Here is a 13,838-nt window from a genome sequence, read left to right on the forward strand (position 1 = left end):
CATGAGCCAGGCACTACAGGATCTCCTCGATCTGCTCGACCTCGAGCGGATCGAGGAGAACATCTTCCGCGGCCAGTCCCGTTCCGCCGTCGTCCCCCGCGTCTTCGGCGGGCAGGTCGCCGCGCAGGCGATGGTCGCCGCCGGCCGGACGGCCCCCGCCGACCGCCCCGCCCACTCCCTGCACGCGTACTTCCTGCGCCCGGGCGACCCCGGCGCGCCCATCGTCTACGAGGTCGACCGCATCCGCGACGGCCGGTCCTTCACCACCCGCCGGGTGGTCGCCGTCCAGCACGGCAAGCCGATCTTCCATCTCTCGGCGTCGTTCCAGGCGGACGAGGAGGGTCTCGAACACCAGGCGCCCATGCCGCCCGCCCCGGATCCGGAGACCCTGCCCACCTCCCCGGAGCGACTGCGCCGCTACGGCCACCTGGACCCGATGGTGGTCGAGAAGATCCTGGAGGCCCGCGAGGCGATCGACCTGCGGTACGTGGAGGAGCCGCCGTACGGGCAGTTCGGCGAGGCGCGCGAGCCGCACAGCCAGGTGTGGTTCCGCACCAACGGCAAGCTCGACGGCGCCGTCGACGAACCGCTGCTGCACGTCGTCCTCGCCACCTACGTCTCCGACATGACCCTCCTCGACTCCGTGCTGCTCGCGCACGGGCGCGGCGGCTGGGCCGTCGGGGACGTCGTCGGGGCGTCCCTGGACCACGCGATGTGGTTCCACCGGCCCTTCCGCGCCGACGAGTGGTTGCTCTACGACCAGGAGTCGCCGTCCGCGCACGGCGGCCGGGGCCTGGGCCAGGCCCGCATCTACACCCAGGACGGGCGGCTCGCCGTCTCCGTCATCCAGGAGGGCGTGGTCCGCGTTCCCTGGTGAGGGCGCGACCGACCGGACACACGCGCACGAGGGCCGCCCCGATCCGTCGGGGCGGCCCTCGTGCGCGCCCCGCCGCCCCCATGGGTGGTCGCGCGGAGTTGCGAGTGACGCATGGGGTACTAGGCTCTATGAGTGAAAGCCGCAGCGCACGAAATGCCCGGCCGACGAGGTTCCGGACGCCCGGACCTCAGCCGCAGCACCCGGTGGCGCAACAACGAACGGGTGGTCTGCAGGCGTCGGTGACAGGTGTCGTGCCCTCAAGGAACTGCGGTGGCACCTCAAGACCGCGCCGCATTCGTCCACCTTTGGTCGCGGCGACGGCCATCCACCTCGCACCCTTCCCGGAGTCGCGAGAGACGATGGAGATGGAAGGTAATCCCATGCGATCACAGCGCACGAGGCGCCTTATCGCGTTGTCCGCCAGTGGCGTGCTCCTGGCCGGCGGCGCCGCGATCGGCGCAGCAGGCACCGCTTCGGCGGCCCCGTCCCACAACTACGGCTCGTACAGCACGAGCTACGGTGACCACGGCGGTGGCGGCGGCGGTGGCGGCGGCCACGGCGGTGGCGGCGGCCACGGCGGTGGCGGCGGCCACGGCGGTGGCGGTCACGGTGGCGGCGGTCACGGCGGTGGCGGTCACGGTGGCGGCGGTCACGGTGGCGGCGGTCACGGCGGTGGCGGTCACGGTGGCGGCGGCCACGGTGGCGGCGGCCACGGCGGTGGCGGTCACGGCGGTGGCGGCCACGGTGGCGGCGGCGGCGGAGGCCGCTGATCGCACCACAACCTGAGTACGGTGTGCGGCTCCCTCAGCGGGGCCGCACACTCACTTGTCGCCGGGTCAGGCGAGGTTCGCCTCCGCGAGCAGGTACGCCGTCATCGGGTCGTAGCAGCGGGGGCTCGCGACGTGGTCGTCGAGCGGCACCGCGACCTGGAGGGTGCCCTCGGACTCGGCGAGGAACAGCGCCGGGTCGTTGCAGTCGGCGTACCCGACGGAGTCGACGCCGTGCTGTGCGGCGTAGCCGGCCCAGCCGTGGTCGGCCACCACCAGATCCGGCAGCGGGCGCCCCTCGCGCTCAAGTCCCGTGAGGACGGCCCGCATCGGCTCCCCGGAGTGGGTGTGCCACAGCGTCGCCCCGTGCTCGAGGACGGCGACGTCCGCGAACTGCATGACGTATCCCTCGTCCGTCTGCAGTCCGTCCGGGATGACGACGATCTCGCAGCCGGCGGCGCGCAACGCGGCGGCCGTGGCCCGGTGCACGTCCAGCAGGCCGCCCGGGTGACCGGTCGCGAACAGCACCCGCTGCTGGGCGTCCGCCGCCTTGCGCAGCCTCGTGGCGAGCCGCTCCAGCGCGTCCACGGTCAGCTGGGGGTCGATGGTGTCCTGCCCGTAGCGGTACTCGGGATCGTCGTCGACACCCACCCGCTCGGCCATGACCGCGAGCACGTCCTGCTCGTCCGCCCAGCGCTCGCCCAGCTCCAGACCGAACCAGTAGTGGCGGTCGCCGTTGGCCAGCTTGCGGTAGTGGGAGAGGTTGTTCTCGCGGGGCGTGGCGACGTCCCCCGCGATACGGGTCCTCACCAGGTGGTCGACGAGCTGGGCGCGGCTGGGTGTCCCGGGTATCGGCATGGCTCCCATTGTGAGGCAGCGTGCCGTGCGCGTCCTCGGCATATCGCACGCTGGGACACGGCTCACTCACCGTCCGCGCAGGGCGAACCACAGCTCCATGCGTACGTCGGGGTCGTCCAGATCGGCGTCCAGCAGGGCCGCGCACCGCGCGATCCGCTGCCGCACGGTATTGCGGTGCACGCCGAGCGCCACCGCCGTACGGTCCCAACTGCCGTGCAGCGAAAGCCAGGTGCGCAGGGTGTCGGCGAGCGCGGGACCGGCCGCGAGCGGCGCGAGCAACGCGCGCGCGTGCGCCTCCGCGTCCGCCCGGGGCACCAGGTCGTCGAGGCCCGGCCGGGCGCCGCGCCGGACCAGCGCGGTGCGGGTGGCCCGCGCGCGGGTCAGCGCACGCGCCGCCTGCGCGTCCGCGGACGGCCACTCCCGCGGGCCGGTGGGCGCGCTGACCCCGAGCGTCCAGCCGGGCTGCGCCGCGGGCTCCCGCCCGGCCGGCACCAGCACCCGTACGACGTCACGGTCGAGGTCGACCAGCGGTGACCCGAGCGCCGCGCCCAGCGCGGACGCGGCCACCGCGTCCGGGGCGTGGCCTTCGGGCCGCGCGTGCACGACGAACCACCGTCCCTCCTCGCCGACTTCGGCCGGCCCCCCGCCCAGCAGCGGCGCGACCTCCTCGGGTGCCGCGCCGAGCAACAGCCTCACCAGCGCGGAGGATCGGTTCGCACCGGTCCCGCTCTGGTGCTCACCGGTGAGCAGCGAGAGCAGGACGGAGGCGACGGAGGCGATGGTGTGGTCGCCGGGCTCGCGCTGCGCCGTCGCCACCCCGAGGACGAAGCCCTCGCCGGCGCCGAGGGCGTAGGCGGCGAGGTGGGTGTCGCCGTGGGTGTCGGTGGCGGACGTGGGGGTGGGGCGGGAGGCGGCCTGGGGGCCGTCCTCCGGGTCCCGGTCCGTGCCCTGGGCCGTGCGTCCCGCCGGCCGTACCACGGCGGCGAGTCCCGCCAGCGCCCGCCGGACCGCCTCCGGCGTCTGTCGGCCCGCCGCCGCGATCTCGGTGCCGTCGGGGCCGTAGAGGACCGCGCGGCCGCCCAGGCGCTGGGCGAGCTGGCGCACCACCGAGGGGACCGGGTCGGGGCGGGAGGCGGCGGAGGCCAGGCTCTGCTGGGCCTCCGTGACCCGGCGCAGTTCGGCCAGGCGGGCCTGGGCCATCAACTGCCAGACAGCGCGGGCCACGCCGGAGAACGTCGTCTGGGGCGGGACCTCCAGGAGGGGGAGGGCGTGCGCCTCGCAGGCGGCGACCAGCGCGGGCGGGACCGTGTCGTGCAGGGGGGCCAGGCCGAAGCCGAGGGCGGCGCCGCCGGCGGCCACGATCCGGGAGACGTAGTCGTCGAAGTACTTGCCCAGGCCCTTGAGCCTGCCTGTCCGGCCCGTGCCTTCGGCCCCTCCCGCCGCCCCCGGCACGTGCACCCCGGCGGTCAGCAGCAGCTCGCCGCCCAGCAGGTACGGGTAGGGGTCGGACATCTCCGTGGTGTGCGCCCAGTGGATCACGATGTCCGGATCCGAGGGCCCCGCGATCTGCCGCAGCGCCAGGTCCTCACGGGCCAGCAGCGCCGACAGCGGTACGGGTGGGGTCGGTGGGACGGCTGGGGTGATCGAATCCGACATGGTGTGCACTCCCTCCATTCCGCCCCGTCCATATGGATGGAACGTACACTTCGCAGTCGCTTTCCGGCCACCTAATGTCAAGTGAGTCCGGCAGCCGCGGGTACGGGCGGATGTCCCCGCGATCCGCTGCCGACGTCCCCACTCCCCATTCACCTGCACGACACGCCACCGACCCGTGCGCGAAGGAGGGCCCCACATGGCCGTCGACTACACCGTGATCGTCCTGTATCTCGTCGGGATGCTGGCCATGGGCTGGTGGGGCATGCGCCGCGCCAAGTCCAAGAGCGAGTTCCTGGTGGCAGGCCGCCGCCTCGGTCCCGCCATGTACTCCGGCACGATGGCCGCGATCGTCCTCGGTGGCGCGTCCACCATCGGCGGTGTCGGCCTCGGCTACAAGTACGGCCTCTCCGGCGCCTGGATGGTCTTCACCATCGGCCTCGGCATCCTCGCCCTGTCGATCTTCTTCTCGGCCCGGATCGCGCGCCTGAAGGTCTACACCGTCTCCGAGATGCTGGACCTGCGCTACGGCGGCAAGTCGGGCGTCATCTCCGGCGTGGTCATGTGGGCGTACACCCTCATGCTCGCGGTCACCTCGACCATCGCCTACGCCACGATCTTCGACGTCCTGTTCGACATGAACCGCACGATCGCGATCATCCTCGGCGGCTCGATCGTCGTCGCGTACTCCACGCTCGGCGGCATGTGGTCCATCACGCTCACCGACATGGTGCAGTTCGTCGTCAAGACGATCGGCGTGCTCCTGCTGCTCCTGCCCATCGCCGTGGTCAAGGCGGGCGGCTTCTCCGGCATGAAGGCCAAGCTGCCGACCTCGTACTTCGACCCGCTGGGCATCGGCGGCGAGACGATCTTCACCTACGTGCTGATCTACACCTTCGGCATGCTCATCGGCCAGGACATCTGGCAGCGTGTGTTCACCGCGCGCAGCGACAAGGTCGCCCGGCACGGCGGTACCGTCGCCGGCACCTACTGCCTGGTGTACGCCCTCGCCGGCGCCGTCATCGGCACGGCGGCCAAGGTGCTCTACCCGAACCTGGGCAGCGCCGACGACGCGTTCGCCACCATCGTCAAGGACGAACTGCCCATCGGCGTCCGCGGACTTGTGCTGGCCGCCGCCCTCGCCGCCGTGATGTCGACCTCCTCCGGCGCCCTGATCGCCTGCGCCACCGTCGCCAACAACGACATCTGGTCCCGGCTGCGGGGCGCGGTGCGCCGAGAGGGCCGAGAGGGCGAGGAGCACGACGAGGTCAAGGGCAACCGCGCCTTCATCCTCGTGATGGGTGTCGCGGTGATCGTCACCGCGATCGCGCTGAACAACGTCGTCGAGGCCCTGACCGTCGCCTACAACCTCCTCGTCGGCGGCCTGCTCGTCCCGATCCTCGGCGGTCTGCTGTGGAAGCGCGGCACCGTGCAGGGCGCGCTGGCCTCCGTGATCGTCGGCGGCCTCGCCGTGATCGGCCTGATGGCGGCCTTCGGCATCCTCGCCAACGAGCCCGTCTACTACGGCCTGCTCGCCTCCCTCGCCGCCTACGTGGTCGTCTCCCTGGCGACCAGGCCCACCGACGCCGCCGTCCTCGCCAACTGGCGCGAGCGGCTGGCGGGTCGGTCCCCCGAACTCGTGTCCGAAGCGGTCCCGGCTCACCAGTAGAGTCGAGAGATAAGCAGTACGTACGCGACAGAGCGTAAGAAAGAAGGCATATCAGCATGAGCGGCAACGAGACGCCCCGCGGCCCCGTCGACTCCTCCCGCGTCCCGCGGTACGCCGGCCCCGCGACCTTCGCCCGGCTGCCCCGCCTCGACGAGGTCGGCACCACCGACGTCGCCGTCGTCGGTGTGCCGTTCGACTCGGGCGTCTCGTACCGGCCGGGCGCCCGCTTCGGCGGCAACGCCATCCGCGAGGCGTCCCGGCTGCTGCGCCCCTACAACCCGGCACAGGACGCCTCCCCCTTCGCGCTCGCCCAGGTCGCGGACGGCGGCGACATCGCCGTGAACCCGTTCAACATCAACGAGGCCGTGGAGACCATCGAGGCGGCCGCCGACGAGCTGCTCGGCACGGGTGCCCGCCTGATGACCCTGGGCGGCGACCACACCATCGCGCTCCCGCTGCTGCGCTCGGTCGCGAAGAAGCACGGCCCCGTCGCCCTGCTCCACTTCGACGCCCATCTGGACACCTGGGACACCTACTTCGGTGCCGAGTACACCCACGGCACCCCGTTCCGCCGCGCCGTGGAGGAGGGCATCCTCGACACCGAGGCGCTCTCCCACGTCGGTACCCGCGGCCCGCTGTACGGCAAGCAGGACCTCACCGACGACGAGAAGATGGGCTTCGGCATCGTCACCTCCGCGGACGTCTACCGCCGCGGCGCCGACGAGGTCGCCGACCAGCTGCGCCAGCGCATCGGCGACCGCCCGCTGTACATCTCCATCGACATCGACTGCCTCGACCCGGCCCACGCGCCCGGCACCGGCACCCCGGAGGCGGGCGGCATGACCTCCCGCGAGCTGCTGGAGATCCTGCGCGGCCTGGCCTCCTGCAACCTGGTCTCGGCGGACGTCGTCGAGGTCGCTCCCGCGTACGACCACGCGGAGATCACCTCGGTGGCGGCCTCCCACACGGCGTACGAACTGACCACCATCATGAGCCGCCAGATCGCGGCCGCGCGTAACGCCTGACCCACCCCGACGCCCGACTCTCCCTAGGGGACCGAGAGCAGTGACTCACGACCACGACCTGGTACTCCGCCCGACGCCCGCGCAGACGGAGGCCGCGCTGAACCCGCCCTCCGGCCGCAACGGCGGAGACATGGTCGTGGAGACCCTGGCCGGGCTGGGCGCGACCACCGTGTTCGGTCTGCCCGGCCAGCACGCCCTCGGCATGTTCGACGCCCTGCGCCGCTCCTCGCTGCGCTACGTGGGCCTGCGGGTGGAGAACAACGCGGGCTTCGCGGCGGACGCGTACGGCCGGATCACCGGTGAGGCGGCCCCGCTGCTGCTCTCGACGGGCCCGGGAGCCCTCACGTCCCTGGCCGCGCTCCAGGAGGCGGCGTCGGCCTCGGCTCCCGTGCTGGCGATCAGCAGCCAGATCCCGACCGCCGGCCTGGGCGGTGGCCGCCACGGCTATCTGCACGAACTCCCGGACCAGGCGGCCTCGTTCAGGGGTGTGGTGAAGTCGGTCCACACCGTCCGCACCCAGTCCCAGATCCCCTCCGCCCTCGCGGCGGCCTGGAAGTCCGCGCTGACCGCTCCGCACGGCCCGGTGTGGGTGGAGATCCCGCAGGACGTGCTGCTCGCCGAGACCGCCCTGCCGATAGTGACGGCGGTGGACGCGACCCCGGAGCACCTTCTCCCGCGCCCCGAACTGACCGCGGTCGCGGCCGACCTGCTGTCCAAGGCCGACCGTCCGGCGATCATCGCGGGCGGCGGTGTCGTCCGCTCCGACGCCGCCGGAAAGCTGCTGGCACTGGCCGAGAAGCTCGACGCCCCCGTGGTGACGACCTTCGGCGGCAAGGGCGCCTTCCCCTGGGAACACCCGCTCTCGCTCCAGTCCTGGCTGGAGGACCAGCACACGACGGAGTTCCTCCAGGACGCGGACGTCCTCCTGGTCGTCGGCTCCGGCCTCGGTGAACTCTCCTCGAACTACCACACGTTCAAGCCCCGCGGCCGGGTCGTCCAGATCGAGGCCGACCTCGGCAAGCTGGAGTCCAACCACCCCGCCCTCGGCATCCACGCGGACGCACGCCTCGCCCTCCAGGCCCTGCTGGAGACGGTGGAGGAGCGCACGGACGCGTCGGCGCCGCAGCGGGTGCGGGAGCTCCTGGCGAAGGTCGGGACCCGCATCGCCGCCCAGGAGCTCACCCTGGAACAGGACGTGCTGGCGTCCGTCCGGCGCGCCCTGCCCGCCGGCTCCCCGTCCTTCTGGGACATGACGATCCTGGCGTACTGGGCCTGGTCGGCCTTCGACCCCCGGGGCACCAACACCATGCACTCCGCCCAGGGCGCGGGCGGCCTCGGCTACGGCTTCCCGGCGGCCCTCGGCGCGGCGGCGGCCGACCCGACCCGCCCGGTCCTGGCGGTGTCCGGCGACGGCGGCGCCCTGTACTCGATCGCGGAACTGGCCACGGCCAAGCAGTACGACCTGCCCGTCACCTGGCTGATCGTCGACGACGGCGGCTACGGCATCCTGCGCGAGTACATGACGGACGCCTTCGGCCAGGCGACGGCCACCGAACTGGCCCGCCCGGACTACGCGGCCCTCGCCGAGTCCTTCGGCGTCCCCGGGACCCGCACGACCCCCGAGACCCTGGAGGCGGACCTGGCGAAGGCGCTGGCGACCCCGGGCCCGTCGGTGGTCGTCCTCCCGGCCCTGCTGCGGATGTTCGCGCCGACGCACCTGAGCTAGGGGACAGGGGACGGGGGACGGGGACGGGGGTTGCCCTGCTCCGGAAGGCGGACAGGGCACCGTCGGCGCGGTAGCGCGGACGACGCGAGAGGACCCGAGAGGACGCAGCACCGCCGGCACCGCCGGCGCCGCGAACAGCCGCCCCGGCCGCGGGTATCTGCTCTATCTGCCTTATCTGCTTTCCCCCGCTTCGGGCACTTCAGGCGTGAGCCGATGTCTGTCCCGGTTCACCCTCTCGAACCCAACCTCGGGAACAGGTGTACAACTTTCGGACAGACCGGGGAGTCAACACCGGTATGACTCCCCGTACATCCAGTCGCGCCGGCATGCTCGCGGCCGCCCTCGGCGCCGCGGTGCTCATGCCGGCCGTCACCGCCGCCACCCCGGCCGCCGCGGCGACGCCCGCCGTGAGCTGCACGTCCGCCAAGGCGGGCCTCGCGACCAAGCTGCAGAAGGACATCACCGCGGCGCTCGCCACCCGCAGGGGCAGCGTCGCCCTCGGCCTGTACGACCGGTCGACCAGCACCACCTGCACCCTGCGTGCCACCAGTTCCTACGACTCGGCCAGCACCGTCAAGGTCACCGTCCTCGCCACGCTGCTGTGGGACGCCAAGAAGCACAACCGGTACCTGACCGACCGGGAGGCCACGCTCGCCAAGGCGATGATCACCAAGTCGGACAACGATGCCACCAGCACCCTCTGGAGGCAGCTGGGCCTGACGAAGATCAAGGGCTTCCTGTCCGCCGCCGGGATGACGAACACCGTCCCCGGCGCGAACGGCTACTGGGGTCTCACCCAGGAGAACGTCACCGACGAGCAGAAGCTGCTCAAGCTCGTCACCGCCAAGAACAGCGTCCTGAGCGACAACTCCCGCGCCTACATCCTGAAGCTGATGGGCCAGGTCATCAGCTCGCAGCGCTGGGGCACCCCGGCCGGCGCGCCGTCCACCGTCTCCGTGCACGTGAAGAACGGCTGGCTGCAGCGCTCCACGCACGGCTGGCGCGTGCACAGCCTGGGCACCTTCAACGGAGCCGGCCACGACTACATGATCAGCGTGCTCACGCAGGACAACAGCACCATGAGCTACGGCGTGACCACCATCCAGAACGTCGCCAAGGTCATCCACAAGGACCTGGTGCCCACGACCTCCGCCACCGCTCTCTACGTCCCGACCGAAACGCCCCGTGAGGCGACCGTCCCGGTGCCGCCGAAGGGCTGAGAGAGCCGGGGACCAGGGGGCGAGAGCGTGCCCGCCTCGCCCCCTGTTCGTCACGTGGTCTGTCGCACGCCCTGTCACCCGGTTTGTTGCGGGGGGATGAAATCCGCCCCTCCCGGCGTTTGTGCCTTGCGGTAGAGCAGGTCGACAGGAAGGCACCCGCGTGGCACCGCAACGGGGATGGGCACGACGGCTGGCGGGCTACGCCTGGCGGTATCCGAGGGACGTCGTACTCGCGCTCGGCTCCTCCCTGGCCGCCATGGCCGTGCTGGCGTTCGTCCCGCTGATCACCAAGGTGATCATCGACGACGTCATCAGCGACCGCACCCGCTCCATGGCCACCTGGGCCGGCGCCCTCATAGGCGCCGCCGTCCTCGTCTACGCGTTCACCTACGTCCGCCGCTACTACGGCGGCCGGCTCGCCCTCGACGTCCAGCACGACCTGCGGACCGAGATGTACGGCACGATCACCCGCCTGGACGGCCGCCGTCAGGACGAGCTGTCCACCGGGCAGGTGGTCGGCCGTGCCACCAGCGACCTCCAGCTGATCCAGGGTCTGCTCTTCATGCTCCCGATGACCATCGGGAACCTGCTGCTCTTCCTGATGTCCCTGGTGATCATGGCGTGGCTGTCGCTGCCGCTGACCGCGGTCGCCCTCGCCGTCGCCCCCGCGCTGTGGTGGATCGCCAAGCGCAGCCGCTCCAAGCTCCACCCCGCCACCTGGTACGCGCAGGCCCAGGCCGCCGCCGTCGCCGGCGTGGTCGACGGAGCGGTCAGCGGCGTACGCGTGGTCAAGGGCTTCGGGCAGGAGGAGCAGGAGACCGGGAAGCTCCGGGGCGTCGGCCGCAAGCTGTTCGCGGGACGGCTGCGGACGATACGCCTGAACAGCAGGTACACCCCGGCCCTGCAGGCCGTCCCCGCCGTCGGCCAGGTCGCCATGCTGGCGCTCGGCGGCTGGCTGGCCGTGCGCGGGCACATCACCCTCGGCACCTTCGTCGCCTTCTCCACCTACCTCGCCCAGCTGGTCGGCCCCGTCCGCATGCTCGCCGTGGTCCTCACGGTCGCCCAGCAGGCCCGCGCGAGCACCGAGCGCGTCCTGGAGCTGATCGACACCGAGCCGACCCTCCAGGAGGGCACCAGGACCCTCCCCGCCGACGCGCCCGCGACCGTCGAGTTCGACGACGTGTCCTTCGGGTACGAGAACGGCTCCGGCCCGGCCCGCCCGGTCCTCGAAGGGCTCAGCTTCGAGATCCGCCCCGGCGAGACCCTCGCCGTCGTCGGGTCCTCCGGCTCCGGCAAGTCCACCCTCTCCCTCCTCCTGCCCCGCTTCTACGACGTCACCCACGGCGCCGTCCTGGTCGGCGGCCACGACGTGCGCGAGCTGACCCTGGACTCGCTGCGGGCCGCGATCGGACTGGTCCCCGAGGACTCGTTCCTCTTCTCGGACACCGTCCGCGCCAACGTCGCCTACGGCCGACCGGACGCCACCCAGGACGAGATCGAGGCCGCCGCCCGCGCCGCCCAGGCGGACCGTTTCATCGCCGAGCTGCCCGAGGGCTACGACACCAAGGTCGGCGAGCACGGCCTGACCCTCTCCGGCGGCCAGCGCCAGCGCATCGCGCTGGCCCGCGCCCTGCTCACCGACCCGCGCCTGCTGGTCCTGGACGACGCGACCTCGGCCGTGGACGCCCGCGTGGAGCACGAGATCCACGAGGCCCTGGGGCACGTCATGGAGGGCCGTACGACCCTCCTGATCGCGCACCGCCGCTCCACCCTCAACCTCGCCGACCGCATCGCCGTCCTGGACGGCGGCCGGCTCGCCGACATCGGCACCGACGAGGAGCTCCAGGAACGCTCGCCGCTGTACCGCAGGCTGCTCACCGACCCGGACGAGCTGGGCGGGGTCTCCCCGGGCCACGCCCTGCCGGACGAGCCGCAGGACGCGGAGAGCTCCGTCCGCGAGGAGCTGGACGCCGAGTTCGACGCGGAGCGCGGGGTGACCCCGCGGCTGTGGACCGGCGACCGCGAGCCCAGGGATCCGGCGCTGTCCGGCACCCCGGCGACGCCCGAGCTCCTCGCCCAGGTGGAGGCGCTGCCCCCGGCCGGCGACACCCCCGACATCGACGAGGCCCGCGCGGTCCGTCCCGAGGACTCGTACGGCCTGCGCCGCCTCCTGCGCGGCTTCGGCCCGCCCCTGCTCCTCAGCCTGCTGCTGGTCGCCGTCGACGCGGGCGCGGGCCTGCTGCTGCCCGTGCTGATCCGGCACGGCATCGACCAGGGCGTCACCAGGACGGCGCTCGGCGCGGTGTGGGCCGCGTCCCTGCTGGGCCTGCTCACCGTGCTCGTGCAGTGGGCCGCGCAGACCGGCGAGACCCGGATGACCGGCCGGACCGGCGAACGCGTGCTGTACGCGCTGCGGCTGAAGATCTTCGCCCAGCTCCAGCGGCTCGGCCTCGACTACTACGAGCGCGAACTGACCGGCCGGATCATGACGCGGATGACGACCGACGTCGACGCGTTGTCCACCTTCCTGCAGACCGGCCTGGTCACGGCCTTCGTCTCGGTCGTCACGTTCTTCGGCATCATGATCGTCCTGCTCGTGATCGACGTGCAGCTCGCCCTCGTCGTCTTCGCCACGCTGCCCCCGCTGATCATCGCCACCTTCTTCTTCCGCCGGGCGAGCGTGAAGGCCTACGAGCTCGCTCGTGAGCGGGTGTCGGTGGTCAACGCCGACCTCCAGGAGTCGGTCTCCGGACTGCGGATCGTGCAGGCGTTCCGGCGCGAACGGGACGGCAGGCGGCGGTTCACCGAGCGCAGCGCGAGCTACCGCACGGCCCGGATCCGCGGTCAGTGGCTGATATCCGTCTACTTCCCGTTCGTCCAGCTGCTGTCCTCGGTCGCGGCCGCCGCCGTCCTCGTCGCGGGCGCGGGCCGGGTGGAGGCGGCCACGCTGACCACGGGTGCGCTGGTGGCGTACCTCCTCTACATCGACCTGTTCTTCGCCCCGGTCCAGCAGCTCTCCCAGGTCTTCGACGGCTACCAGCAGGCCACCGTCTCGCTGCGCCGCATCCAGGAGCTGCTGCGCGAGCCGACCTCCACCCGGTCCGCCGACGAACCCCTCGAGGTCACCTCCCTGCGCGGTGACATCGCCTTCGAGGACGTGCACTTCGCGTACGGCGTCGGCGACGCGGCCGAAGAGGCGCTGACCGGCATCGACCTGCGGATACCGGCCGGGCAGACGGTCGCCTTCGTCGGCGAGACCGGCGCGGGCAAGTCGACCCTGGTCAAGCTGGTGGCCCGGTTCTACGACCCCACAGGCGGCCGGGTCACGGCCGACGGCGCGGACCTGCGCACCCTGGACCTGACGTCGTACCGGCACCGCCTCGGCGTCGTCCCGCAGGAGGCGTACCTCTTCCCGGGCACGGTCCGCGACGCCATCGCCTACGGCCGCCCGGACGCCACCGACGCCGAGGTGGAGGCGGCGGCGCGGGCGGTCGGCGCGCACGAGATGATCGCGACGCTCGACAGCGGCTACCTCCACGAGGTCGCCGAGCGCGGCCGCAACCTCTCGGCCGGCCAGCGCCAGCTGATCGCGCTCGCCCGCGCCGAACTCGTCGACCCCGACGTCCTGCTGCTCGACGAGGCCACCGCCGCCCTGGATCTGGCCACCGAGGCCCAGGTCAATCAGGCCACCGACCGGCTGACGGGCCGCCGTACGACGCTGGTGGTCGCCCACCGGCTCACCACGGCCGCCCGCGCGGACCGGGTCGTGGTGATGGACCACGGCCGGGTCGTCGAGGACGGCACCCACGACGAACTCCTCGCCCTCGACGGCCGGTACGCCGAACTGTGGCGGACGTTCGTCGGCCAGTCCGAGCCGGAGGAGCCGGTGGGCGCGACCCGCTGAGCGCGTCCGGCCGGACGCCGACCGGCCGGACGGCCGATCGTGGGACCCCCCTCCCCACGCGTCGTGCTGACGGTCGTGCAACCATCCGACACAGGTCGTGCGTCCGTACATCAGTACGTTCGTCAGTACGTTCATCGGT

9 protein-coding genes are annotated in these 13,838 nt (G+C 72.4%); 6 read left to right on the plus strand and 3 right to left on the minus strand.

Annotated features, from left to right (window positions below; translation table 11 throughout):
- The first annotated feature begins 1 nt into the window (after nt 1).
- Nucleotides 2–877, plus strand: a complete 876-nt coding sequence (locus ACWD5D_RS09365; RefSeq protein WP_451372184.1) for an acyl-CoA thioesterase — start codon at nt 2–4, stop codon at nt 875–877.
- 386 nt (nt 878–1,263) lie between these two features.
- Here the strand turns inward: ACWD5D_RS09365 and ACWD5D_RS09370 are convergent, their stop codons facing one another.
- The 3 genes from ACWD5D_RS09370 to ACWD5D_RS09380 all read right to left on the minus strand — a co-directional run bounded on the left by ACWD5D_RS09370 (nt 1,264) and on the right by ACWD5D_RS09380 (nt 4,176).
- On the minus strand, nt 1,264–1,653 hold the full coding sequence (locus tag ACWD5D_RS09370) for a hypothetical protein (protein ID WP_451372185.1): 390 nt from the start codon (nt 1,651–1,653) through the stop codon (nt 1,264–1,266).
- Nucleotides 1,654–1,713: 60 nt separating this feature from the next.
- Nucleotides 1,714–2,502, minus strand: a complete 789-nt coding sequence (locus tag ACWD5D_RS09375; protein ID WP_451372186.1) for a phosphatase — start codon at nt 2,500–2,502, stop codon at nt 1,714–1,716.
- Nucleotides 2,503–2,568: 66 nt separating this feature from the next.
- Nucleotides 2,569–4,176 (minus strand): helix-turn-helix domain-containing protein, encoded by a 1,608-nt coding sequence (locus tag ACWD5D_RS09380; RefSeq protein WP_451372187.1) that lies wholly within the window; start codon nt 4,174–4,176, stop codon nt 2,569–2,571.
- A 178-nt stretch (nt 4,177–4,354) separates the two neighbouring features.
- Here ACWD5D_RS09380 and ACWD5D_RS09385 point away from each other — a divergent pair, with 178 nt between their 5' ends.
- The 5 genes from ACWD5D_RS09385 (at nt 4,355) to ACWD5D_RS09405 (ending at nt 13,699) form a co-directional block, all read left to right on the plus strand.
- Complete coding sequence (locus ACWD5D_RS09385; protein ID WP_451372188.1) at nt 4,355–5,824, plus strand: sodium:solute symporter; 1,470 nt, start codon at nt 4,355–4,357, stop codon at nt 5,822–5,824.
- A gap of 56 nt (nt 5,825–5,880) precedes the next feature.
- Complete coding sequence (gene speB, locus ACWD5D_RS09390; protein WP_393879138.1) at nt 5,881–6,849, plus strand: agmatinase; 969 nt, start codon at nt 5,881–5,883, stop codon at nt 6,847–6,849.
- 40 nt (nt 6,850–6,889) lie between these two features.
- Nucleotides 6,890–8,575 carry a thiamine pyrophosphate-binding protein gene (locus ACWD5D_RS09395; RefSeq protein WP_451372189.1) on the plus strand — a complete coding sequence of 562 codons (1,686 nt, stop codon included), beginning with the start codon at nt 6,890–6,892 and terminating at the stop codon, nt 8,573–8,575.
- A 326-nt stretch (nt 8,576–8,901) separates the two neighbouring features.
- Nucleotides 8,902–9,795, plus strand: a complete 894-nt coding sequence (locus ACWD5D_RS09400) for a serine hydrolase (RefSeq protein WP_451372316.1) — start codon at nt 8,902–8,904, stop codon at nt 9,793–9,795.
- Nucleotides 9,796–9,955: 160 nt separating this feature from the next.
- Nucleotides 9,956–13,699: an ABC transporter ATP-binding protein gene (locus ACWD5D_RS09405; protein WP_451372190.1), complete on the plus strand. Its 3,744-nt coding sequence runs from the start codon at nt 9,956–9,958 to the stop codon at nt 13,697–13,699.
- Nucleotides 13,700–13,838 lie beyond the last annotated feature (139 nt).

The sequence above is a fragment of the Streptomyces sp. NPDC002520 genome (assembly GCF_053595235.1).

Bases quoted from the DNA above. Each gene is read 5' to 3' on its own strand.
- ACWD5D_RS09365 (WP_451372184.1), top strand. From the start codon at position 2: ATGAGCCAGGCACTACAGGATCTCCTCGATCTGCTCGACCTCGAGCGG.
- ACWD5D_RS09375 (WP_451372186.1), bottom strand. From the start codon at position 2,502: ATGCCGATACCCGGGACACCCAGCCGCGCCCAGCTCGTCGACCACCTG.
- ACWD5D_RS09380 (WP_451372187.1), bottom strand. From the start codon at position 4,176: ATGGAGGGAGTGCACACCATGTCGGATTCGATCACCCCAGCCGTCCCA.
- ACWD5D_RS09385 (WP_451372188.1), top strand. From the start codon at position 4,355: ATGGCCGTCGACTACACCGTGATCGTCCTGTATCTCGTCGGGATGCTG.
- speB (WP_393879138.1), top strand. From the start codon at position 5,881: ATGAGCGGCAACGAGACGCCCCGCGGCCCCGTCGACTCCTCCCGCGTC.
- ACWD5D_RS09400 (WP_451372316.1), top strand. From the start codon at position 8,902: ATGCTCGCGGCCGCCCTCGGCGCCGCGGTGCTCATGCCGGCCGTCACC.